Consider the following 24,457-nt stretch of genomic DNA (forward strand, 5'->3'; position numbering starts at 1 on the left):
GCTCCTTCTCGAAGCTTATTCCGTGGGTTGCACGCAACTGTGTTCGTCGCGCCATTGACACAGGCGATAGCGGAGAGTATTGGCCCAGTATTGAAATGATTCTTCGACGTCATCCCATTCTGAGGTGACTCCTGACAACGATTTTGCACCGCCCCGACGATCGACAGCAGCGGCCAAAAGCGTGCCCAGGTCTGCATCGGTAATTTTGGCTTCTATGCTGGCGCTGCCCACAAACGTTCCGGTTCCTGTTGCGAGAGATTTTGTGCCGGAAAAAAGATATCCTGTCGGAAGGACGCTGGAAATGGTATCTAATACCGTATGTGAGGCTTCGGCTTCTGTGAGTGCCACACTAAGACGCATGACATGAGGTCCGGCCTCACGAACAATCCGGTAATCTGCCAATAACGCATTGCGTAATTCGCCCTGGAGGAGAGAGGTCAACCGAATGCGGTCTTCTTGGGGGATAGTTCGAAGAGAAGATCCCTCTCCTATCCAGATTTGAATTGGGTCAATCATCACCTTGGTATATTGTTTCCATTCGGCAACCGGGTTGACGTATCGCAGAAGGGCTTCACTGTCTCCCGTGCCTTTTTGAAGTCTCGAATAATCATCGAGAAACCCGGATCTTTCGACCGTGTTTGCCTGTTGAGTGGTCGCACAGGCCGTCATGGTTACAAGAAAAAATGCCAGAAGAAATCGCTCTGTCATAAGCATGAATGCTCTCCTTTGTTTCGACCCATGTTTTGATAAATTTGAAAACTGTAGAAATCCATCCTGTTGTTCTTCCTTCTCCCGCTTGTTCTCCTCGTCGCTCAAGCGGCAGAATGGATTGCGGGAAGAAAAATATGTGTGATTGTCACTTTGCGTAAAAAACTCTTTTCTATACCATGCGGTGCGGCTGATGCGGATCATAAGGATCAGTGCCAAAGTATAAGAAAAATTCTCATGGCGCTTCGAATTCAATGTACGTGACAATTTCATGCCTGTCGTGCATAGGGAAATCTAGATATCACCATGATCGATCGGTTGAGTTTTGCCCTATGGGTACCGGAGGAAAGACCTCACGGAGCGGTGTACTGAAGATCAGAAAGTCTTTGCCTGGAAAGGGTGAAAGGACTTTCAGAGAGTAAGCACATCCTGCTTATCTTTGGTTTATTGTTCGATTCCATTCCGATAATGGAGCGAATTGGAATGAAGCGATCCGATTAGAATGTACCCATGGATTAAATCGTCGTACGTTGGATGCCATATCACTTGGCGGGTGGAGGGAACTTGTTGAACATGTCGGTGGTGGCTGTATGAATCTGGCCTTCAACTTTTTCGGGATCGGCATGAACCGTATCATTCGCGGTGCCTCTCCAAAGCAATGATTTCTTCTCAGCATCGAAAATGTCCACGATCAGCGTGCCTTTGACTACCGTTACCGGCGTTGCGGTTCCGGATGAAAGACCCACTCCCCACATTCCGAGTCCTCCACCGTACCGACCGTAGGTCGTTCCCCCGGCAGGACCATAGCCGTACCCCATTGAGGATGTGGTATAGCTCACCTCCTTCGTCGTGGCCGCGTGATAGGAGACAACCATGTCCGGATTGGTGTCCACTTTTTGGAATCCTTTTCCGATCAGTTGTTTATCGATAGCTGTGATGATTCGGCGATCCATCTGTGGGTTTTTAGTCGGTGTTCCTTCTTTCCACGCATAGGTCTGGTACTGCGTGAAATCCGCGTGTTTATCGTAATCGATATATACTTTGGATATGCAGCCCGTCACCGGCAATAGAAGAAGAATGCTGATAAACTCTCTGATTTTCAGTATTTTTATAGCCTGCATGCATGGGGTTTCCTTTTTTTTAAAATCTCAACACCGATAACCTCAGCAGATTTATCGTTCAGGAAGAATCTCCTGTACCCTTGAGTGGTAAAAGTCCGAAAAGATGCCATACATGCGCCTATCGGTTCAAGCGGCGTAAGCTCTTAAGTGGCACGAAACTTTAATTGATTTCTTTTGCTAAGATTTTTACTCTACGGACCATATTCCTCATTCTACCCTAAGAAGAGGTAGCTGAAACCGGTGAACCCGGCGGAGGATATTCTAACGTCCCTCGGAGTTCGGCGATCTTATCCAATGGGAAATTCGGAAGATACAGTGCCTGCTGTTCCCGCCACTCCTTGACTTGAGCTTCGGCTGCATCCCCCAAATGGGTGTCCGGCCCTTTTCCCTTTTCCATGTAAAGAGTTTGTGAAGGCAGTGCGAAGCTTGAACCCGCTTTCTGCACAATGTCCATGATGCGAAGGTTCAGATCTTCAGCCACCTCGAGAAATTCTCCATAATCCGTGACGTCGACATAAGCAAAGATTTCAAGGTTAAAAGAAAATGAGCCAAACTCCTGGAAACGAATCCTGGCCGGGTCGGGAAGGACTTTGGGATGGGCGTACAAAAGCTTTCGGATTTCAACGAGAATGAAACGTATCTGGTCCGGAGTTGTTTCATGGCGCAATCGAACCTGCGGGTGATACCAAATTTTTTTTCTCTTCGAATAGTTTTCCAGTTGCGTTTGAGCGAAGTCGACGTTAGGAACAGTGATGATCGTATTATCGAGTGTTCGAATTTTCGTCGCTCGCAACCCGATCTCCTCAACCGTGCCGATGTTATCGCCGAACCGGCAAAAGTCTCCCACGGCCACCGGTTGCGAGGTGTACAAGGTGATGGCCGAAATCAGGTTTTCAATGGGCTTTTGCAGGGCCAAGGCCACCGCCACCCCTCCGATGCCGAGCCCTGCTAGAATAGTGGTCACTTCAAATCCCAGATTATCGAGCCAGACTAATAGGGCGATAATGACAAAAAGGGTTTTGAGACCCGTTCCCAACGGGGATAAAATGACTACCGCAGAACTTTTTCCCTGCCGTTCGAATCGCTGGGTTAATTGGGCCAGCATAAAATCCACCATACAAAATATCGTCCAGACGAGGGCAATGGTCATCACCGTTCGTGCCTGAAGAACTGCTTGAAACCAAATGGGAGGATTAATATATTCAATCAAGACTCTCCCTATGAGGAGAAACAGAAGAAAGCGTCCGGGACCTTTCACCAGGCGTGACAATTGATCGCGGGAAGGGGATGGGCGAGAGCGGACAAAAAGGTACATCAAGGAAGTGACGGCATACGCCGCCCCATAAGCCACGATGGCGATGGTCAGGAGGCCGACCCACAGCCAGATTTCTATCCCCAGGATCTTAAGATCGAAAAAGGCGTCCGGAAAGATATTTTCCAGGTACCCGTATCCGTATTCTTGGTACAACCCTGGGACTTGAGTGACGGTCGCATTGGAAAATTTCCAGATAAATACTCCATCTTCGCGGGGCACCCGCTGGAGGAAAATATCGATGGTTTGTCCTCTCACCTCAATTTGTCCCACCGAGTCACGATAGGAGGGTAAGCCGTCTTCTTGCTTGCCGGTCGCATCCATGCTCAAATCGGTAGGATCGATCCAAAGAGCCCGATCCAGTACGATTTCGAATTGCCTGGCGAGATATGGCTGCGGGATTTGGGCAATCCCTCCTGGCAGGTAACGAAAATCCAAATATTCTGCGGCGCGTTCGTACTGACCCTCACTGCCGGCGGTTAGAAAACCTTCCACTGTGCCACGCGGAGTCCCACGACCGAATGGGTCATCCGGAATTGGGAGTTTCGAGTTTGTCGTATCTTCGCTCTTGTCTTGTTCTACTTCCTCATTTGTCGAGTGCTCCTTTCCTGCCACGATTTCCTTCAACGTGGGCTGTCCGAGAGCAAAGCCTTCCAACATGGCAGTCAAGGACAGACCGATCACCAGTGCCAACACCTGACACATAAAAGTCCTCACCCGTTGTTTTCCCTTTCTCACGTTCATACATTTTCCTCCTTTTGCGCATTTTCCTTTTTCAAGTTATGGATCGTGTCGAAGGTGCTAAAATATTGGTTTGAATTCCTGACATTCAATTATTTTCCATCAACTATCGGATCCTTTTGTTTAAGGAGGGTAAAAACGGAGTCTTTGGGACATCTTTATCGGCCACTATCGAGAGAACACAGTAAGTTCTGTTTCATATTTCTATTGTGCAACAGCGGAGGTGTGCGTGACGCCGATTCTGGCTGAAGATGCACAATCCAACGCTAATCAAGTCCTGATCGATAAAGTAAAAAGGGATAAGAAGCTCTTAATCGTGGCTTATACATAGATTTGACGGATCAGAAGTCTAAGGAGGTTTGCCCCTGTGTGAAGGCTATCAAAAAGAATCGGGACAGTTAAACTTTCACCCGGAATTAAAATGGAAAATGGCGAAGCCTACAATAAGGTTTGGTACCTGAGGGGGGTGCACGACAACTCATTCACTCGCATCGTGCGGGGGTCGCGCCAAGGGTGCGAGTACCGATGGGCAGTCCAGGTTGACGCTTCTCGCCAAGGGCACGGGAAAACATATGGCCAATGGTGAATGCGCCGATTCCCCAAGTGCTCAGCTTGCTCGCCAATTCCGGTCGTTCCCTGACGTGGGGTCGAGGGATGGAAATGTCAGCAAATAAGCCATTAAAGGCAGGGATAAAGGTGAAAGTCTGTCGTTGTGATCCACATAGTCCCTGGCAACGAGAAACGAATGAAAATACCAATCTGTTGGTCCGTCAGTATTTTCCCAAAGGGACTGATCTGGGTTGGTATCTTTAAGAGGAGTTAGTCCACGTGAAGTTAAGGCTAAATCAACGTCCACGCAAAATTGGCGTTTCAGACGCCAGCCGAGAAACTCCAAGCCGGTGATGAAGGGACCGGTTGAACTCAAGCTATAGATATATAATGTAGGTTTTTTGAAAATTTATGTTTGCGTGCAGTATGTCAAAATTTGACGTAAAGTCATTTATTGTGCTAAAAAGACCCAAATGGCTACATCAGAAAGAAAAAAACGAGAGTATGCACAGCGGGAAACGCTGATCATCGACACCGCCAGACATCTGTTGTTGGAGGTTGGCTACATCGATCTCAATATGGATCGAATCGCGGAAATTACCGAATATTCAAAGGGGACAATTTATCAGCATTTTTCCTGTAAAGAGGAAATTCTGGTCGCGATGCTCATCCAATCCGCGCAAAAATGCGGCACGTTTCTCCTGAGGGGTTCCCAGTTTCAGGGCACTCCCCGGGAACGAGTAGCTGCGATGGCTTTGGGATACGACTTGTTCATTCAGCTTAATCCTGATCATTTTAAATCAAAACTATTACTCCAGAATGAATCCATTAGAGGAAAGGCCTCTCTGGTTTTCCAAAAAAACCTGGAAAAGGCCGAGCAGGATAATATCGGGATTGTCTCCGGAGTTTTGCGGGACGCTGTCGAGGAAGGCCACGTCCAACTTCGGAAGGGGGTGACCATTGAGGAGGTCACCTTTGGATTGTGGACCGGAGCCTATGGGGCCTTTGTGCTGATGTTCTCCGAAGTGAACTTAGAAGCCCTAGGAATTTCAGATCCGAGAAAGGCGGTGTGGGAAAACATCCATGCCTTATTGGATGGGTTCGGCTGGCATCCGTTTTTTCACGAGCTGGATTGGGAAGAAACCAGGAACCGGATTCTGAAAGAAATTTTTCCACAAGAGTGTTATCAAGTAGCCATCGCCTAATCTGGACTATTTTTTTGGAATATAATGACTAAAAGTCAAAAATTGACTCATAAGCAAATTAGGATCGAAACGATGACTCAAAATTCCCAAACCAAAAATTGTAATGCCCTCACTGAGACCCAACTGATGTCCATCGAAAAAGGCCTTGTTTGGTTAAGTGAAGACACATCTCCATTTTCCAGGAAATTGTATGACCGCCTCCTGGAGGAACATCCGGTCATTAGGAATCCTCTGCTGACCACAGGATTTCAGGAATTCCACAATGCCTTTCTAAAAGGTTTTGCTGCAATAGTTTTCGCCTACCGGACAGGCCATGATCTTCGGACGGTGTTGGAGGAATATTGGAATTTTCCGGTTGTGGAGTTCACGCCAGCTATAGAAAGAAGGCGGTTTAACAGACTGGCAGAGACCTTTTTGAACGCCGTTGCGGAATGTGTGGAGGATGCCTGGTGTCCGGCCGTGGAGGAGGCTTGGAGGGTGGCAATCAAGGAAATGGAACGCGAACTTGTGGACACCGGTGATTGAAAAACCTATTACTCAGACGCCGAAGGCCCGGCTCTTACGTTTTTTCTTTGGATTATAGAGGGCTCCCCTTGGAAGAAAAGATGATGAAGGGGTAAAATAAAAGTAAGGAGTGGCATGATGAATCCAGTAATCAGAACTCACATTTTTAATACAAGTCTACTGTCAACAATCCTTTTGTTGCTGTCATGGTCGTGCTTGGGAATTTCTTCGAATGCAGCAGCGATGTTAGTGGGGAAGAACGTTGTGGGCGGAAAGGAATTTGGTCCCATGCCTGATCTCACGGAAAAGAGCACAGCTAGATTACCCGAAAGCCACCAACGGGAAAAACAATTGTTCGACGTCCCGCTTCTTCAGGAGACTCCTCCGAAATACGACTTTCAATGGAAACATGGTCCAAATTTGTCTCTCAAAGATCCAGGGGTGTTACCGGGAATCCAATTGGGCGTCGAAATGCACAGTTTTCAGGCTTTGGAAACGGTCATTCCCGAAGGAAGCCTTCCGAAAGAAGTACCCGTGAATCGTGACCGGTTACCGTTGGTTCTTCCTCCCTCCGTCAATGGTCCTGACTATAACGGAGGATTTCTCCGGTTCACCTGGTAAATTCCGAAATTATTTTGTACTCTTCGGCCGCCGGTGCAATAAATTGATCCACTTCTACGCTTTTATCAAACGGGATGGTGAAGTCGCCAAGTAATTCGGCTTACGCTATGCCCTTGCGTTGCGACTGCAGCTTTCCGGTGGAAGCACCCACCCTGAACCTGACAAAGGGTATTTGGGAGACATGTCACCACCTCTTAAACATACAGCCGGTTGCACCAGCACACCTCGAACCCGGCACCAGAATCTTTCAGTTCCCAATCCGAATACTTTTGCATATATCCGGATCCATGTTAGGGATTTTGCGCGTATCGGATTTTCCGGATCTCCTGTGGCATTTGTCACTGGGGTCTGTTGAAAAAGCCGCCAGCGGCGTTCTCGCCATTTTCTCGTGCTCACGTACTCAGCGTACGCTCCGCGGGTAAAAACCGTTGCGGCCTTTCCTTCGAGGGGCCTCAGGACAGGAATGGACGGACCCTTCGGGAAGACTCAGGGCATGCTTTTTTGAACCGACCCGGAGCCTTTGATGAGGAATCTAATCCTGGGCAAATTTGCCCTTGAACATTTTTATTATTCAACACTTCCCACTGTGACGTGTATTTTATGGTAGGCTCGCAAGGAACCAGGAGAACAAGAGACCTCAACTCTGACACACATGAAGCAGGAATCTTCCTTTCGCCGGATAACAAGGTACGTTGGTCTTTTTCTGGGAGCGTTCCTGATTGTTGCCACCGGAGCCTGGGGCACCCTCGCCTTATATTTTGACGGGCCGGAACATGACACGCTCCGGACGCTCCTGGCTTCAGGCTTTGCCGTAGCCAGCCTGGTGGCGTTGGTGGGGTATTGCACACGACGATTTCGACTGATGGCCACCGGGTCCTATCTCTGCCTATTTGTCGTGCTTGTTGGGTGGTGGACCATGATCGAACCGTCCAATGATCGCCAGTGGCAACCGGAAGTGGCGGTGCTTCCCTATGCCACCTTCGATGGAAATTTGGTCACCGTCCACAACATCCGAAACTTTGACTATCGCACCGAAACCGACTTTACCCCCGCCTACTACGATCGCACCTACGATCTCACCAAACTGGATTCCGCAGATCTGGTGGCTGCCTATTGGATGGGTCCGATGATCGCGCATATTTTTCTTACGTTCGGGTTCGGTGATGACCACTTGGCCATTTCCATCGAAGCCCGGAAGGAAGCCACGGAAGGCTATTCGTCAATCAAAGGATTTTTTAAACAGTACGAGTTGATCTATATTGTTGCCGACGAACGGGATCTGATCCGGGTCCGGACGAATTATCGGAAAGATCCACCCGAAGACGTGTATCTGTATCCATTGGTCGGATCACCTGAAAACCTCAAACGGGTGTTTCTGGATTACATGAACACCATCAATCAACTGCGGGTGCGGCCAAAGTTCTATAATACCCTCACCGCCAACTGCACGAACGTCATTTGGATGCACACGCGTTTGAATCCCGGCCATGTGCCATTTTCCTGGAAAATCCTGTTAAGCGGGTACACGCCTGCCTATCTCCATGAGCAAAAAAAACTGGGCACAGGTTTTTCCTTTGAAGAATTGCAGCTTCGTGCCTACATCAATGAGGTGGCAGTACAAGCCGATCAGGCTCCTGATTTTTCCAGGCGCATTCGTCCCCATCTTCTCTCTCCCTGATCTCCCCATCCAGGAAACTAGCCGCTTCTCGCGCTGCGGCCATTGTGCTCTTTCGGTTTGAACCGAATCGAAGGTCAGGGTGAATCGCCTTTTCTTAAGCGTTTACTTTAATTAGTGCCTTTGCTACGCTGGCTGCCGCAAATTCAGGCGAAGATTTGAGGGCGTACCGTTCCCTTCGCATTCCATATCTACCTACAACCTAGGGGGTGTTTTCCTATGAATCAGTTCATCATGTTTATCGTTGCCGCAGCCATCATGTGTGTGACTCCAGCATTTGCGGAGAATGCACAAATTACCAATATGCAAATTCTGATCGATAAGGTCAAAGCGGATAAGAAGCTGCTCATCGCCAGCAATATGGATTTGACGGACAAAGAATCCAAGGATTTCTGGCCACTCTACGAGGGCTATCAAAAAGAACTTGAGCGTTTAAATACTCATTTGGGCGGACTCATCAACGAATATGCCGAGGCCTACAATAAAGGGTCCGTACCCGATAAAGTGGCCAAAGATCTCATTAACGAATCGATTAAAACCGAAGGGGCGGAAGTCAAAATGCGGAGGGAGTATGCTGAAAAACTCAGCAAAGTGCTACCCGCTCACAAAGTCGCGCGTTACCTGCAAATGGAGAACAAAATCCGTGCTGCGATCAAGTTTGACCTGGCTGCGAATATTCCCTTGATGGATTAGTCGAGGGTTCAGCCATGTGTTTTGATTTGTCCCTCAGCGGGATCGTATAGGTTGGATCCCTCGGTTTTGGACCGACCGGACTGGCTCGCTTCTCCCTGAAGGATGGGGCGAGTCGGTGATCCGGGTGAAGCCATGTGTGAACCAATCCCAGAAAATCCTGGATTCACGATGCGTCGGAGTCAGTCTTCACCCGATTTTCTGAAAAGAAAGGCAAGGAAGATGGCAAGTTCATCACCTAACGGCGTATGGTTTTTCGTAATCCTTACCGCCTCTATTCTGGCTGGCTGTCAGACCCCGGTGGGTGTGGCCCGGGTCGATTCCGAGACCGTTCGGCACCAATTAACCAAAAACGTGATCTCTTCAGGGGAAACCAGCCCCTTTACCGATAACGTGCTCCGTGTCACCGACCTGACTGACGCCTATTTTGATAACCCCCGTGAGGCGTTGAACCAATTGCATCATTTCTTCCTCGCCGAAGAGCAACGGAAAGTCTACGTGGCGTTCGCGCTTGCTGAATTGTCTTTTCTGTATGCCCAAAAATCCAATCAACCGTCTTATTATCTGGCTGCGGCCTTGTATGCGTATCTGTATTTGTTTCCCGAAAATTCTACCCATCCACTCAACCCCTTAGATCCTCGGGGACGAATTGCGGCTGATTTGTTCAATCGGAGTCTGACTTTAGGGTTTATTTCAAAGGATCGTTTGACTGTAAACCTGCAATCCGGCACCTATCCCCTTCCCTTCGGAACCCTACAGGTGGAACTTCCGGAGGAACGCCTCCAGTGGGAAAACCGGAAACTGACCAATTTTATCCCTGTCGCCGAATTGGAAGTCCGTGGGTTACAAAACCGGTATCGGCAACCCGGAATCGGAGTCCCATTAGCGGCCGATCAAATTCCCTTAGGGCAGGAGGAAGGATTGCAGATTGCCAAGGGCAAAATGCCCGTCACCGCCTTCATGCGGTTCTCCAACCTTCTGCAACAATTGAAAAGCGATTCCATTCAGGGAGACTGGGAACTGTACAATGCCTATGACCAGAAGACTGTCAATATCAATGGAAAGGATGTGCCGTTGGAAATTGAGTTTACCTCCTCGCTGGCGGCAAGTCTGGCCGAAGCCTCGGTCTGGGAACGGGAACTGAAGGGGTTTTTCATGGGTGATTCGGTTGCGCTGCAGTCAGGGGAATTAACGGCTCTCGAGCCGTACAGGCCGGGGCGCATTCCGGTTGTGTTTGTCCACGGGACCGCCTCCGGCTCTGGAAGGTGGGCCGGCATGACCAATGATTTGATCATCGATCCCTCAATTCGCAATCGTTTTCAATTTTGGTATTTTACGTATGATACCGGGAATCCCATTTTGTACTCTGCGGCGTTGCTCCGGGAACTCCTGCAAAAGACAGTGGACCAACTGCGAAAGAAATATCAAGACCCGGCCCTCGATGCCATGGTCATGATCGGGCACAGTCAAGGAGGGTTGCTCGCGAAACTGACGGCTGTCGACACCGGGAATACCTTTTGGGACGCGATCAGTAATGTTCCACTTGAGGACATGAAAGTCTCAGACCAAACCCGTGATCTCTTGCAACGAAGTCTGTTTATTGATTCCCTGCCATTTGTCAATCGACTCGTCTTTATCGCTACCCCACAGCATGGGAGTTACGTGGCCGGAAGCTGGGGAGCCCAACAATTGGCCAAGTTTGTCAAGCTGCCGGGCCGGTTGATGTCAGGCATCACCGATCTCATGACTCTCAAATTGGATACACTCAAATTGAAACTCCAAGGGAAGAATTTGGGAAGTGTGTCCGCTATGGAACCGGGAAGCCCCCTCATGACAGTCCTACCACAGACGCCTCTGGCTCCCGGGGTTACCGGACACTCAATTATTGCGGTGGAAGGTGATGGCCCACTGGACGAAGGGAACGATGGTGTCGTGGCCTATCAGAGTGCACACGTGGAAGGAATGGAGTCGGAATTTATCGTCCAGTCCGGGCATTCCTGTCAATCGAATACTCATACGATTCAGGAAGTCAGACGGATTTTATTGCTTCATGCCATGGAAACATGCAAGACCCATGACCTTTGCGCCTAATGTGTTGTGCCAAGGGGTGTGAGGTTTGTCTGATGGTTATTTCAAAAACTCTGTTTTTTCCCTGAACCAACACTGTTCGAGCCTAGTGATGCGTCGGGAAGTTGTTTAGTTGATGGTACGAGACCCCACGTTCACCCTACCTGTTTTTCCTCGTATTTTTTGAATGCTGATATCGCTATAATCCCGATAAAGACAACTGCCTTTTACGAGCATCTTATCAATCTTAAACGAGGGGAGAAGCGTGATGATCCGTTTACCGTTACATGTGGTGCTCATCCTGTTGGTGGGTGTATCGGGTTGTGCCAGTACTCAGCAAACCCGGAGCGTGGAACAATCAGGATTTCTTGGAGACTATTCTATGTTAAAAGAAGGGAAAAAGAATGAAACCCTTCTGATCTATAAAAATCCTCAAGCCGATTGGAAGAAATACCAGAAAATCATTCTTGATCCCGTCACCCTCTGGATCGGCAAGGACTCCCAATTGCAAGACGTATCCGCGGAAGATCGTCAACGGATGGCAGATCTCTTCTGGGTCAAATTACATGATGCCTTAAAAAACGATTATGAAATCGTGAACTCACCCGGTCCGGATGTCATGCGTATTCAGGCCGCCATCACGGAAGCCGAAACCTCCAATCCTGTTTTAGATACGGTTTCAAGCATCGTTCCTCAGTTGAGAGTCTTAACCGGAGTCAAAGGTTTCGCGACAGGCGTTTCCGGATTTACAGGTTCGGCGAGTGTGGAGTTGAAAGTTACGGATTCCTCGGACAAGACCCTGTTGGCCGCTGCGGTGGATCGCCGGGGAGGGACGAAAAGTCTGAGCGGAGTCACCAATTCGTGGCACGATGTTGAGGAAGCCTACCGGTATTGGGCTGAAAAAACACGCTGGCGGGCATGTCTGCTTCGAGGTGGAGAAAATTGTGTGGAGCCGGAGGCGTAAGGGCCAGGCATTCCCAGCAAAATCCGGTTAAATCATTGCGTTGTTCACTGAAAAGGAGATGACGATGAAAGTCTTGCCCTGGTGGTCCAGTTGCCTGTTCCTCACCTTGGCGTCCTGTGGTGGAGGGAATCTCCAGCATATGGATGCCACACCTTATGCACAAATGATCGAACGTCCTAACGGGGAGTGTCCACATACCAAGATTGAACAAGGTATTGTCAACAAGCATCCGGATGCGACCATCATGGTCACCGTTGCCGAGATCACAGGAGACAAGGTGATCACAACCTCCCAAATTCCTGTGAAAGGGAATGAAACGGTGTATCTCGGGTGCGCCGTCCTGCCGTCCGGCCAGGATGCGGCTCGCAAGATTCTCGATGTCCAATTTGAATAAGCTATTTCAGGGTCATGCTCGAACGGTGGCCCTGAACATTCCGGCAAGACATCCTTTACATAAGGAAGAATCATGAATGCGTTGTTTGCGGTGAAACTCCGATGGCATATTCTGAGCCTACTCTTGGTAGGAACATTGCTCCTGCCTTTATCGGCTCAAGCCGGTGGACTCTTTCTGACCGAAATCGGGACTCCGGACGTGGGACTTGCTGGAGCGGGATGGGCAGCCCGCGCCCAGGACGCGTCAACCTTATTTAAAAATCCCGCCGGCATGTCCCTCCTGGAAGGCGCGCAATTTCAGGGTGGCGTCCAACTATTATATGGAGATATTGGATTCACTTCCGACGGCAAATCCACCCCGTCCGGCGGCGGCGGCGGGAATCCCATCGATGTGTTTCCCGGTGCCAGCGGATTTTACGTGCATCCCCTGGGAGATGATTGGAGAGTGGGCTTTGGCATTTTTTCCAATTTCGGTCTGGGATTGAAATACAAAGGGGAATGGGTCGGTCGGTATTACGTGAAAGACGCTCTGCTGGCCGGAGTTAGCTTCATGCCCACCGCAAGCTATCGGGTGAATGAATACCTGTCTGTCGGCGGAGGCGTCAACGTGATGCTTGGCGCGGTCAAACAAACCGTTGGTATCAACAATCTCGGAAGTACCAACGACGGGCAAATGCAAATCAAGGATCAGGCAGTCGGGGTTGGCGGCAATATCGGCGTCATGTTCACGCCGACCCGAGGGACACGCTTCGGCCTCACGTATCAATCGCCCATTGATTTAAACTTTTCCGATAAGCCGAAGTTTTCGAATCTTGGTCCCATCGGCACGGCCCTGCAGAATAACGGACTGCTGAATAATAAACTCGATGTGGGTATTACCGTCCCCCAATCGCTGATGTTCAGCGCCTACCATGACCTGAGCAGGCAGTGGGCGATCATGGGTGATTTGGGATGGCAGGACTGGTCTGAATTCGGGAAGGTGGATATCGGCGTGAATACGGCGAATCCCACAAACGTCGTCGCCAACCTGAACTATCAGGATACCTGGCATGTGGCGTTTGGGACCCAATATCGCGTGAACCCCGCATGGGTGCTCTCAACGGGTTTTGCCTATGATAGTTCCATGGTGAAGGATAAACATCGCACCCTCAGCCTTCCCGTCGGCGAAACCTACAAATTCGGGCTGGGAGCCCTCTGGCAAACGACACGCACCCTCAATCTTGGTTTTTCCTATGAACTCACCTGGATAGGAGATATGCCGGTTGATCAAAATCGAGGACCACTGTCCGGCCGCGTATCCGGTGACTTTAAGAACACCACCCTCCACTTTTTTGCACTGACCGTAACATGGGGAGAAGGGGTGAGGATGGGGCCAGGAGGAGCCTAACGCCACAGTCCTTCCGATGAGCATCGGTAGTCGATGAACGTTCTATCGTTCCAAAGAGACCTTTCCTTCCGATGAAAAACAGGCAAACACTCTATCGGGCTGTTGAAAAACTCAAAATTTATCTGAGAACTTATCGGGATCAATAATTTTTACCATAACTTGCGCCGGGTCAAACAGCTATTCAGAAAGTCTTCCTCAGACGCTCCCTGTGCCCAAATCAGATCCGGGATGGCTCCTGCCGCCCAAAACATTCTGCCTATATCAGTAAAAAGAAAATCTGCCTTGAATGCAGCATGTGTTGAATGTGAGTCACCATGGCAGATTGGTCCAGCTCACATGAGAAGATTTTCTAGTTTTTCTGTGAAACCAGTTAATTGAACATATGAACGGAAGTTGAAGAAGGTTAGCCATTTTGACTAGCCCTTGGATATAGTGGGGAGCCATGACTAGGATTGTGAGGAACAAATGAACGTGAACCATAGAGAATCAATCCTGAGGAGAGAAGATGACAGATCGACCATACGCCCGTAATGTTTTCATCTTGCTTCTGACGGTCATCCTTAGTGGTTGCGCCATCTTAGTCGGGATGCAGCTGGATCAACAATTCGGGCCTTCCTCTCCGCAAAATCGGCTGACGAAAACAACCGCAGTGACAACAGTCAGTTATCGGCAGGATGTGAAACCGATTCTGGAAGCCCGATGTATTGTGTGTCATGGGTGTTACGATGCCCCCTGTCAACTCAATCTCAGTGCCCATGAAGGGATTGAACGCGGTGCCAATAAAGAACTGGTGTATAACCCCGGTCGATTATTGGCCATGGAACCAACCCGGCTGTTTGTCGATGCGCATTCACCATCCGGATGGCGGGAGAAACAGTTTTTTCCGGTGTTAAACGAACGGGTGCAGACCAAAGAGGCCAATCTTCAAGGGAGCCTGATGGCGAACATGTTACTCCTGAAACGGCAACACCCGCTTCCCTCAGTCAGCCCGCTCCCAGCCAGTTTTGATTTTGGCATCGAGCGGGCTCAATCGTGCCCAACGCTGCCGGAGTTTGACGCGTTCGCCCGCAACAAACCCTTATGGGGGATGCCCTATGGATTACCCGGTTTAAGCGAACAGGAACATGCCACGTTGATGACCTGGTTGGAGGAGGGCGCGGTCGATGAAGCTCCGGCCCCAATGAGAGCAAGTGTCCGTTCAAACATTTGGGAATGGGAAACGTTTTTGAATGGCGAGACACCCAAAGAACAATTAATGAGTCGATATCTCTATGAGCACCTCTTTCTTGCCCGTCTGTATTTTGATGCCCTTGCCCCCAAACAGTTCTTTCGTCTCGTACGCTCCACTACCCCTCCTGGTGAACCCATTAATCTTGTTGTCACCAGAAGACCTTACGATGACCCGAAAGTGGATCGTATTTTTTATCGCTTTGAGCCGGTTCGGACCACGATTTTGGCCAAAACCCACATGCCGTATTTACTCAATCCAGAACGAATGTCCCGGTATCACACCCTCTTTTTAGAACCAGCTTACGATGTGCACGTCTTACCGTCATATGACACGGAGGCATCGGCCAACCCCTTTGAAACCTTCAAATCGATTCCGGTGAAATCCCGGTATCGGTTTTTGCTCGATGAAGCCCGGTTTACCCTGATGAATTTCATCAAGGGGCCTGTCTGTCGAGGACAGGTGGCGCTCAATGTCATTAATGAGCGCTTCTGGATTGTCTTTTCAAACCCCGAGAGCCCGACCCTGGTTCATGTGGCCCAATTCCTTGAAAAAGAAGAGCAGAATCTTCGGATGCCCATAGTCGAGCAGAGCAACGCGACACCCCTCAGGACCTGGCTGAAATATTCTCAATTAGAAAAGAACTATGTAGCCGGAAAAATCGAGTTTATAAAACAACACCTCCCGACGCCGGAAGCCATTTCACTCGATCTGATTTGGGATGGCGATGGAAAGAATGACAATGCGGCGCTCACCGTGTTTCGACATCTGGATAATGCGACCGTCGTGAAAGGCTTTGTTGGCAATGAGCCCAAGACGCTGGTATTGGTTGGATATCCTTTGCTTGAGCGCATTCATTACTTGCTGGTTGCAGGATATGACATTTATGGGAATATCGGTCACCAGTTAAATTCCCGCTTGTATATGGATTTTTTGCGAATGGAGGCTGAACTTGATTTTCTCACTCTGCTCCCGGAACGTACCAGAACCAAAGAATGGCAGTACTGGTATCGGGACGCCGGAGAGAAGCTCGAAGATTTTGGGAAGATGTATTTCAGCAGCGTCAATCGGCAGACAGGTATTCCGTATCGCACGGCTGACCATAAATTGGAATTGATCGGGATGGTACGCGAACGCCTCGCGCCGGTATTACATGCGCCGTATGCGATAGAGAAGTCCGGCAATAGGCACGTCCGCCAACAACTGGAAAAGTTAGCTCACCTGCAAGGCAAAGCGGTGTCCTGGTTGCCGCAAAACGCCATTTTATCCATCAGTGGGTCCCATGAACAGGTGGTGACCCTCATCCATGATAACGGTCTGAGCAATGTGTCCCATCTGCTCTTCGAAGAAAAACGGCGTTTACCGGAAGAAGATACGTTAACGGTGGTGCGAGGGTTTTTGGGCGCCTATCCCAACGCATTTTACCATGTCGAGGAATCAAAGCTGGAAGAGTTTGTTAATGCCGTAGAACGCCTTGGGAGTGAGAAGGATTATCAAGCCCTGCTCCGTCGTTTTGGTGTCAGACGAAGTGATCCGGATTTCTGGAAGCATAGTGATGCCATACAGGCGGCCTATCAGAAGGAGTCTCCCATTGAAGCAGGTCTGCTGGATTACAACCGTCTGGAAAATAGGTGATAGATGTGCACGAATGAAAAAAAAGCTTCGGATTACTGAATTTCTTTCCGATACTCCCGTAGGCCGCGTTCCTCGTCCAACCGTTGTCGAAGTTTCTTACCCCAATAGTCAAATATCTCCAGCACCGGTCCCAAGGAATCTTTGTCGCGGGTCAGGAGGATCTCTGAGCTCATCCGCTTTTCCACATATGCCACCAGTCGTTCCTGGGTCTGAGTATCCAATATTTCAACCTCAATGGCCGCTTCTCCCTCCAGGGCATTCATGCCGGAAATCTTTTCAGAAGCCTGGATCAGGAGATCATTGGCCAGCGGAAGGATATGGTCCGGCGTGGACAGTGACGGGCGTTCCAACAACACGTCGGTCAGAGCCGCGCGAAGCCGCAGGACTCCCGGACCTGGATCTTTCACAATCACATAGCCTCCCGCCAGCGCCCGGCTCATACTCTCCTGGAAACCCAGAGCCAGTTTCCAGGCGGTTAAGGCATCAAGACCGCCATACTCAGAATGTTGGCTGGGCCAGATCACCAGGGGATCCAGAATAATGTGGTCGTATCCTTTGAAATTGACACCCGGCTTTCGGTAACTCCACGCACCGCTGTCATCAGGCGAAGGACGAAGGCTGGTGTAATCGGTTAAAAATCCGGAAAAATTCAACGGCTCGATTTTGGGAGTACATCCGGAGAGACTGACGATCAGGCACAAGAGCACACTTAGGCGTTGTAATTGCGAAAAGGCGTGAATCACGGTATCCTCATTTTTTTCGAGTTCGAAAGTTGACGAGTATATCCCGTCTACTCCATAAAGGCCATATCACGGCCGCACTTCAACGTACCTCCAGGGAGTGTTGAATAATAAAGATGTTCAAGGGCAAATTTGCCCAGGATTAGATTCCTCATCAAAGGCTCCGGGTCCGTTCAAAAAAGCATGCCCTGAGTCTTCCCGAAGGGTCCGTCCAGTCCTGTCCTGAGGCCCCTCGAAGGAAAGGCCGCAGCCGTTTTTACGCGCGGAGCGTACGCTGAGTACGTGAGCACGGAAAAATGGCGAGAACGCCGCCGGCGGCTTTTTTCAACAGACCCCTCCATGTTGAAAAAGAGGGTGTCCCATGATGCGAGTATGGCTTGTGGTTTGTGTTGGAAGTCTTTTCCTCTATGGATGCACTGAAGTGAAGTATATCAAGGCCGGTGCCACGGAACCGGATTTTGAGGCTGATAGAGTCGATTGCCGCAGCCAAATCCTTATGTCGCCACCCGGCCCGGTCATCCCCAGTGGTTGAATGGGAAAACCAGGGGTCGGCCAAGGGTACATCACGAAATCGGCCGAACGGTCGGCACAACAGGAAGTTGACCAGTATTTGCGAGCAAAAGGATGGGAACCGGAACCTCAACCCAAGTGAGTTGCTGAGTGGATGTAAGCGAAATCGGGCTGTCGTTGTGAGGAACGACTCTTAAAAAAAATTTCACCCATGATCAATAAGGATGGAAAGAGCATATGAATTCAGCATTGCATGATCAGACCATTGCGAAGGAACTGAAGATCTCCGACAAGCAGGTGGCAGCCACGGTAAGCTTGCTGGATGACGGCGCCACGGTGCCGTTTCTTTCACGGTATCGCAAAGAAGTCACGGGCGGGTTGGATGAGGTCATGATCACCTCCATTCGGGATCGTATCGCGCAGCTTCGGGAATTGGATAAGCGACGGGACGTCATCCTGGCCTCACTTGAGGAACAAGGCAAACTCACCGACGCGCTGCAAGGGCAGGTGCACGCAGCCACGACCATGACCGAATTGGAAGACATCTATTTACCCTTCCGACCCAAACGCCGCACGAGGGCCATGATCGCGAAAGAACGGGGATTAGAACCGTTGGCGTTGAGCCTCTGGGCGCAAGAGGATCAATTGCATGTTGAAGCCGAGGCACAAAAATATCTCAATCCGGAACTCAGTGTAGAGACCGTGGAGGACGCATTGGCCGGCGCGCGCGATATCATGGCCGAATGGATCAGCGAAGATCTGCAGGCCCGCGCTTCGATGCGGGCGCTGTATCTGGAGCAGGGGATTTTCAAAACCACTGCCGTTCGGGGGAAAGATGTTCAAGGCAGCAAGTATCGGGATTATGTCGAATGGGAAGAACCGGTGGCCAAGGCCCCCTCACATCGGGTGCTGGCCATGCGGCGTGGGGAAACAGAAGGGTTTCTGTCCTTTCGGGTGCTGGTGCCTGAACCTGACGCGCTGTCGCTTCTGCATCGCCTTTTTCTGAAAGGAAAAGGGCCGGCATCGGAACAGGTCACTCTGGCGATCAAGGACAGTTTTACCAGGCTCCTGTCACTCTCCATGGAAACCGAAGCCCGCCTGGTCACCAAAACTCGCGCCGATCAAACGGCGATAGAAGTGTTTGCGCAAAATGTGCAGCAATTGCTCATGACGCCACCGCTGGGCCAGAAGACCGTGCTGGCCATCGATCCGGGCTTTCGCACCGGATGTAAAATGGTTTGTCTGGACCGCCAGGGCACCTTGCGTCATACGGAGACCATCTTTCCGCATCTGGGAGGAAGCGGGGCCGCCAAAGCGGGAGACACGGTGGTGGAATTGTGTCAGCGTTTTCAGGTTGAGGCGATCGCGGTGGGCAACGGGACGGCCGGGAGGGAGACCGAAACGTTTCTCCGCGCATTGAAATTGCCATCCGCCATCCCCATTGTGATGGTCAACGAAAGCGGCGCGTCCGTGTATTCCGCGTCCCCGGTCGCCCGTGAGGAATTTCCCGATCACGATGTGACAGTGCGTGGCGCCGTCTCAATCGGGCGACGGCTCATGGATCCCTTAGCCGAACTGGTAAAGATCGATCCCAAGGCCATCGGCGTCGGGCAATATCAACATGATGTCGATCAGGGCATCTTGAAACAACGGTTGCAGGATGTGGTTATCAGCTGTGTCAATCGGGTAGGGGTGGACGTGAATATGGCGAGCCCGCAATTGCTCACGGCCGTCTCCGGTGTGGGGCCGCAACTTGCTACGAATATTGTGGCCTATCGACAGGAGTATGGCCCATTTCCCAGCCGAACCGCATTAAAAAAAGTTCCGCGTCTGGGCGCCAAAGCATTTGAGCAAGCGGCAGGATTTTTACGCATCACCAATGGCGAGCATCCGCTGGATGCCAGCGCCGTGCATCCCGAACGGTATCCCGTGGTCAACGCGATGGCCAAAGACTTAGGCTGCACCGTGAAGGATCTCATGAAGGACCCTGCCCGGCAACGCACGATCGATCTCAATCGATACATCACGGAGGAGGTGGGCAAACCGACCTTAATGGATATCCTCACCGAATTGGCCAAACCCGGCCGTGATCCGCGCCAACAATTTGAAGCCGTAAAGTTTGATGAAGGGGTGCAATCCATCGAGCAGGTTACCCCCGGCATGATCCTGTCCGGGGTGGTGACCAATGTCACGGCCTTTGGCGCGTTTGTCGATATCGGCGTGCATCAGGATGGCCTGGTGCATATTAGTCAACTCGCCAACAAATTTGTCAGCGATCCCAACACAGTGGTGCAGGTCAATCAACAGGTCAAAGTCACCGTGTTGGAAGTCGACGTTCCCCGCAAGCGTATTTCGCTGTCCATGAAAGCGGCGGCAAACGGGAAGTCCTGAGTCACAGTGGTCATTTCGCTAAGCCATGTGGCTGCGAGCCGAGCCCAGATTCTTCGTTGCACTCATCTATGAAAGTTTTGTCAAGTGCGAACCTCTATGCCGTCACCTAACCTCATGCGGTTAACCCGACCGCTCCCTGTCAGCGCTCCCTGTCGCCTCCCGATCATCTCGGACTCATCTATTCGCCGTCTCGAGCGGCAGAGAATAATGTCACCACGGTGTCGCAATCAGAATCCGGGGCTCAAGGGCCCCATGAGCACAACGCGCTTACCGTGGTGTGGACGACGTCGGGGCCCGGTAGGGCTCGCCCTTGGTCAACATCCAGAAACTTGCTTCCGCCAGGTGTCGGGCGACGGCCACCTTGGCTTTGCCATGCCCCCGACGCGCGCGAAGGCGGTCGTAGAGCTGGCTGATGTGCGTGTACCCACACCGCCCGCGATTCAACACGGCACTGTTTGCGGCTTCCACAAAGGCCCACTTCAGATACTGATTCACATCGCGGCGGATGGCGCCAAAGTGGAACTTGCCCCCACTGGAGTGTTCCCGTGCCACCAAGCCGCTGTAGCTGGCCAACGCCTCGGCGCGAGGAAACCGCGCCACCGTGCCCATCTCCGTCCAGATGACGATGGCCAAAAGATCGCCCACGCCCGGCAGCGTCTTGAGCCAGGCCGTCTGGAGACAGGGGGCAAACACCGCCCGCATCTGGCCTTCCAGCCGCGTGAGCGTCGCCTCCACGTGATCCAGTTGCGTCAGTAGGCAGGTGACCGCCTGTTGCGTCTGCGGGGGCAACTGAAGGACCAACGTGGTCAGGAGCTGCCGCCCCCGCTTGCCAAACGCATCGCTGACGCCGTCGACCCCCAGGCCATACTTGGCCACGGTGGCCAGCACACGATTCTTCAATTGCGTGCGTTGATGACTAACGAGCATGCGGGTCCGCGGCAGTTCCCGTGCATCCCGCACCGCCGCGGACGGGATCCACACCGTCGGCAGGGTGCCGGTGCGTTGCAGCCGGTTCAGCCCTTGGGCATCCAGCTTGTCGCTCTTGTTGACGCGCCCGATCATCAGTTTGGCCAAGCGGGCGTTGACCAACTGCGGCTGGCCACCGCCCGCCTCGATCTCATCGACCACCCAATACCAGTTGCCCACGGTCTCCACCGCGACCGGCGAGCCAGCGGGCCATTGCTGCATAAACGCCTGAATCGCTCCGCGCTGATGGAGCACTCATCGCTCAGTCACCCGGTCGCCGTGGGCATTTTCGACGCGGGCCCAGGTGTACCGCTTGTGAACATCCAAGGCGATGTATTCCATAAGGGTCCTCCTCCTTGAATACGGATCCTACTCTCGACGATGATGGAATACAGCACTTTCATAATAATCAGAATGACAACGGGATATTTAAGGTGGACGTTCCCCGCAAGCGTATTTCGCTGTCCATGAAAGCGGCGACAAACGGGAAGTCCTGAGTCACGGTGGTCATTTCGCTAAGCCATGTGGCTGCGAGCTGGGCCCAGATTCTTCGTTGCACTCAGAATGACAACGGGATATTCAAGGTGGACATTCCCCGCAAGCGCATTTTGCTATCGATGAAAGCGGGCTCAAACGGAAGGATCTAATGGTGCTCGGTGAGTAAGTGAACTGTTCCCTTTTGCGGGGCTTGTGGCAAGATGGCTTCAGGACGGTAAAACAGGGATTTTGGCCAACACACAGGCCTGGCGTAGCTTGGTATCAAGTGTAGCCAGCGGCATCCCACGTCTCTTGGCTAACTCAAGATATGAGGCGTCGTAGGTGGTTAATTCGTACTTCCGGGCTAAGGACATAGTTTCTTCCAATGCTTGTTCAGTAGAGGTGGTATCAATTTCCACAGGCAACGCACGAAGTTCCGTGATTAGCTGACTCACATCCCGAGCGGTCAGTCGGCCCCGTTTGACCGAAATGAGTAAGGCATTTCCAATTTCTAATGGCCAAACGGGTGGGACAATCGCGACATCATCGATTAACCGGTCACAGACATGATCAAGCTGGGGATTGGCCTCATCTGGAAGGACCCAGGCCAATGCGACCGAACTGTCTAGGACAAACGGCATCAGTATCGGTGGCCCAGATGAGCCAAATCGCGCAACGTTTCGTTCTTTTTGAGAAGGCGTTGGGTGGTGACACCTCGTTGACGAAGAATTTCCCGGTAAGAACGAATGCCTTTGATGGTTTGGCGAACCGCTTCGGGATCCTTGCGGGTCACGGGGACGAGTTCCGCTACAGGCCGTCCATGTTTGGTGATGGTAAAACGTTCTCCCTTTTGGATTCGCTCGAGTAACTTGGGTAAATGGGTTTTGGCTTCATAGGCCCCAATTTCAGGCATAACGACTATCTCCTTATTTAGACTAGTTATAGACTAGTTTATGATGGAGGCGGGAGCCTGTCAATATAGGACGGAAGGAAGACGCAATCATTCCTCCGTTCATTTTCCTGTCCCATATCACTACATGGTATCAATTTGGTTAACGGGCAGAAGTTCACGTTTGAGTTTTACCGTTCAGACACTGTTTGCTGAATGGCGAACGACCAATGAAAAAGCACACGTTCTGGATGACCGACTGATGTGAGAGGGCACCATTCCCGCAAACTCATAGCGTTGTCGAGGAAGTCAATTTCAACTGAAAAGATGTGATGGTAATCGCAGAAGGAGTAAACCTACCTCTTTAGTGACTTGATCTTACCCGCAGGACCTTGCCCCTGAATCGAAAGAGTGATATCATTTTTGCTAACACAAACGGAGGAAAGAGATGGGCCAAGTTATTGTTCGAAACCTTGATGATCACATCATCGCCGCCTTGAAAACTAAAGCTGAAATGCGAGGGCATTCACTTGAACAAGAACTCAGGGGTATTCTGGCCGAAGCCGCCAAGCCCACAATCGAGGATCGCCGAAGCTTGGTCGATCACATTCGTGCCATGACTCCCTCCACTCCGCAAACCGATTCCACGATTCTCCTGAGGGAGGATCGTGACCGGTGACCCTGGTTGTTGATGCCAATGTGGGCCTGAAGTGGTTCATCGAGGAACCCCGCTCCTCGGCTGCCAGAAAAATTCTTAATAAGGGCGCCTCATTCATTGCCCCAGACATTGTGATTCCAGAAATTTGCAATGTGGTTTGGAAAAAGGTCAAGAATCAGGAGGTCACCTCAGTGCAAGGTCAAGCCATAGTAACCAATGTTTCAATGATCTTTGACCATATTGTGCCTTCTTCAGAACTGGCACAAAGGGCATTTGGCCTTGCCCTTCAATCTAATCACCCTGTGTATGACTGCTTGTACCTGGCCCTGGCCGAACGTGAATCCATCACGCTAGTCACGGATGACGCCAAATTGGTGTCGGTAGCCAAAAAAGCCAAACTGGCTCGTTTTGTTCAAGCTCTGTAGCGTGGAGCTCAATGACATCTCGCCTCTAACAGCCAATTTACCCTAACAATTCCTATTCAGCATTAATGTGCCTGTTCAACCTCTGAAATACTTTTTCATCCGGACCATTTGGGCTTCGTTTAGAACAGGTTTCACGAAGCATCTAGCTGATTGGTGGGTGCGTGGGTTGGACACAGATTTTTTGTTGCACTCAAAATGACAACGGGGGCTGTTGAAAAAAGCCGCCAGCGGCGTTCTCGCCATTTTTCCGTGCTCACGTACTGGAAGTACGCTCTGCGCGCAAAAATGACTGCGGCCTTTCCTTCGAGGGGCCTCAGGACAGGACTGGACGGACTTTTTTGAACCGCCCCGAGGCCTCTAATATGCAACGTGCCTGTGGGGCAATATGCCCTTGGAAATTGGTTTTATTCAACACTCCACAACAGGATGTTTAGCGGTCGATGCGGCCCACGGGTTGAATGGTCTCGAGGGTATCCCGGATAAGGGGTAGGAAGGTCAAACCTCAGGGCACTTGATCAGTGTCGTGATCTCCAGCGGCGTACCTGGCTTCCAGGGGTTAAGCAAGCCGTCGTGTGATCAGCCGCGATCTTCACGACGGATC

21 protein-coding genes are annotated in these 24,457 nt (G+C 51.0%); 14 read left to right on the forward strand and 7 right to left on the reverse strand.

Annotation, left to right across the window (positions count from 1 at the left end; all coding sequences use genetic code 11):
- Positions 1 to 15 precede the first annotated feature (15 nt).
- The 3 genes from ACTRXD_RS18160 to ACTRXD_RS18170 form a co-directional block, all read right to left on the reverse strand.
- Positions 16 to 714 (reverse strand): DUF3313 domain-containing protein, encoded by a 699-nt coding sequence (locus ACTRXD_RS18160; RefSeq protein WP_442433195.1) that lies wholly within the window; start codon positions 712 to 714, stop codon positions 16 to 18.
- Between the two features lie 536 nt (positions 715 to 1,250).
- Positions 1,251 to 1,829 (reverse strand): DUF4136 domain-containing protein, encoded by a 579-nt coding sequence (locus ACTRXD_RS18165; protein WP_442433196.1) that lies wholly within the window; start codon positions 1,827 to 1,829, stop codon positions 1,251 to 1,253.
- Positions 1,830 to 2,046: 217 nt separating this feature from the next.
- Positions 2,047 to 3,885 carry a mechanosensitive ion channel family protein gene (locus tag ACTRXD_RS18170; protein WP_442433197.1) on the reverse strand — a complete coding sequence of 613 codons (1,839 nt, stop codon included), beginning with the start codon at positions 3,883 to 3,885 and terminating at the stop codon, positions 2,047 to 2,049.
- Between the two features lie 576 nt (positions 3,886 to 4,461).
- On the opposite strand from ACTRXD_RS18170, the gene ACTRXD_RS18175 reads away from it, so the two are divergent.
- From ACTRXD_RS18175 to ACTRXD_RS18225, 11 genes are all read left to right on the forward strand, one after another.
- Positions 4,462 to 4,695 carry a transposase gene (locus tag ACTRXD_RS18175; RefSeq protein ID WP_442433198.1) on the forward strand — a complete coding sequence of 78 codons (234 nt, stop codon included), beginning with the start codon at positions 4,462 to 4,464 and terminating at the stop codon, positions 4,693 to 4,695.
- 209 nt (positions 4,696 to 4,904) lie between these two features.
- Positions 4,905 to 5,636, forward strand: coding sequence for a TetR/AcrR family transcriptional regulator (locus ACTRXD_RS18180; RefSeq protein WP_442433199.1), 732 nt, complete (start codon positions 4,905 to 4,907; stop codon positions 5,634 to 5,636).
- Positions 5,637 to 5,708: 72 nt separating this feature from the next.
- The gene (locus ACTRXD_RS18185) at positions 5,709 to 6,161 is read left to right on the forward strand and encodes a hypothetical protein (RefSeq protein WP_442433200.1); all 453 of its coding nucleotides are present in this window, start codon (positions 5,709 to 5,711) and stop codon (positions 6,159 to 6,161) included.
- Between the two features lie 267 nt (positions 6,162 to 6,428).
- Positions 6,429 to 6,761: a hypothetical protein gene (locus ACTRXD_RS18190; protein ID WP_442433201.1), complete on the forward strand. Its 333-nt coding sequence runs from the start codon at positions 6,429 to 6,431 to the stop codon at positions 6,759 to 6,761.
- Between the two features lie 652 nt (positions 6,762 to 7,413).
- Positions 7,414 to 8,439: an Lnb N-terminal periplasmic domain-containing protein gene (locus ACTRXD_RS18195; protein WP_442433202.1), complete on the forward strand. Its 1,026-nt coding sequence runs from the start codon at positions 7,414 to 7,416 to the stop codon at positions 8,437 to 8,439.
- Positions 8,440 to 8,655: 216 nt separating this feature from the next.
- Positions 8,656 to 9,129: a hypothetical protein gene (locus ACTRXD_RS18200; RefSeq protein WP_442433203.1), complete on the forward strand. Its 474-nt coding sequence runs from the start codon at positions 8,656 to 8,658 to the stop codon at positions 9,127 to 9,129.
- A gap of 219 nt (positions 9,130 to 9,348) precedes the next feature.
- The gene (locus ACTRXD_RS18205) at positions 9,349 to 11,217 is read left to right on the forward strand and encodes an esterase/lipase family protein (RefSeq protein WP_442433204.1); all 1,869 of its coding nucleotides are present in this window, start codon (positions 9,349 to 9,351) and stop codon (positions 11,215 to 11,217) included.
- 244 nt (positions 11,218 to 11,461) lie between these two features.
- The gene (locus ACTRXD_RS18210; protein WP_442433205.1) at positions 11,462 to 12,157 is read left to right on the forward strand and encodes a DUF3313 domain-containing protein; all 696 of its coding nucleotides are present in this window, start codon (positions 11,462 to 11,464) and stop codon (positions 12,155 to 12,157) included.
- A 64-nt stretch (positions 12,158 to 12,221) separates the two neighbouring features.
- Entirely contained in the window at positions 12,222 to 12,551 is a 330-nt protein-coding gene (locus tag ACTRXD_RS18215; protein WP_442433206.1) for a hypothetical protein, read from the forward strand.
- A 72-nt stretch (positions 12,552 to 12,623) separates the two neighbouring features.
- Positions 12,624 to 13,937: an OmpP1/FadL family transporter gene (locus ACTRXD_RS18220; protein ID WP_442433207.1), complete on the forward strand. Its 1,314-nt coding sequence runs from the start codon at positions 12,624 to 12,626 to the stop codon at positions 13,935 to 13,937.
- Between the two features lie 505 nt (positions 13,938 to 14,442).
- A complete protein-coding gene (locus ACTRXD_RS18225; protein WP_442433208.1) occupies positions 14,443 to 16,800 on the forward strand; it encodes a fatty acid cis/trans isomerase in 2,358 nt (785 codons plus the stop codon).
- Between the two features lie 32 nt (positions 16,801 to 16,832).
- Here ACTRXD_RS18225 and ACTRXD_RS18230 read toward each other — a convergent pair whose 3' ends face one another.
- Positions 16,833 to 17,543 (reverse strand): DUF3313 domain-containing protein, encoded by a 711-nt coding sequence (locus ACTRXD_RS18230; RefSeq protein ID WP_442433209.1) that lies wholly within the window; start codon positions 17,541 to 17,543, stop codon positions 16,833 to 16,835.
- Positions 17,544 to 18,287: 744 nt separating this feature from the next.
- Between ACTRXD_RS18230 and ACTRXD_RS18235 the strand changes: the two genes are divergently transcribed.
- Entirely contained in the window at positions 18,288 to 20,441 is a 2,154-nt protein-coding gene (locus ACTRXD_RS18235) for a Tex family protein (protein WP_442433210.1), read from the forward strand.
- 267 nt (positions 20,442 to 20,708) lie between these two features.
- Here the strand turns inward: ACTRXD_RS18235 and ACTRXD_RS18240 are convergent, their stop codons facing one another.
- The 3 genes from ACTRXD_RS18240 to ACTRXD_RS18250 all read right to left on the reverse strand — a co-directional run bounded on the left by ACTRXD_RS18240 (position 20,709) and on the right by ACTRXD_RS18250 (position 22,797).
- Positions 20,709 to 21,662, reverse strand: a complete 954-nt coding sequence (locus ACTRXD_RS18240) for an IS110 family transposase (RefSeq protein ID WP_442433211.1) — start codon at positions 21,660 to 21,662, stop codon at positions 20,709 to 20,711.
- Between the two features lie 449 nt (positions 21,663 to 22,111).
- Positions 22,112 to 22,525, reverse strand: coding sequence for a type II toxin-antitoxin system VapC family toxin (locus ACTRXD_RS18245; protein ID WP_442433212.1), 414 nt, complete (start codon positions 22,523 to 22,525; stop codon positions 22,112 to 22,114).
- On the reverse strand, positions 22,525 to 22,797 hold the full coding sequence (locus tag ACTRXD_RS18250) for a type II toxin-antitoxin system Phd/YefM family antitoxin (RefSeq protein ID WP_442433213.1): 273 nt from the start codon (positions 22,795 to 22,797) through the stop codon (positions 22,525 to 22,527). Before ACTRXD_RS18250 ends, ACTRXD_RS18245 begins: the two co-directional genes overlap by 1 nt.
- A 424-nt stretch (positions 22,798 to 23,221) precedes the next feature.
- Between ACTRXD_RS18250 and ACTRXD_RS18255 the strand changes: the two genes are divergently transcribed.
- Together ACTRXD_RS18255 and ACTRXD_RS18260 are read left to right on the forward strand one after the other, a co-directional pair.
- Complete coding sequence (locus ACTRXD_RS18255) at positions 23,222 to 23,452, forward strand: FitA-like ribbon-helix-helix domain-containing protein (protein WP_442433214.1); 231 nt, start codon at positions 23,222 to 23,224, stop codon at positions 23,450 to 23,452.
- Positions 23,449 to 23,856: a type II toxin-antitoxin system VapC family toxin gene (locus ACTRXD_RS18260; RefSeq protein ID WP_442433215.1), complete on the forward strand. Its 408-nt coding sequence runs from the start codon at positions 23,449 to 23,451 to the stop codon at positions 23,854 to 23,856. The genes ACTRXD_RS18255 and ACTRXD_RS18260 overlap by 4 nt, the downstream gene beginning before the upstream one ends.
- Positions 23,857 to 24,457: the final 601 nt, after the last annotated feature.

The sequence above is a fragment of the Nitrospira sp. T9 genome, from assembly GCF_052156535.1.
Classification (GTDB): domain Bacteria; phylum Nitrospirota; class Nitrospiria; order Nitrospirales; family UBA8639; genus Nitrospira_E.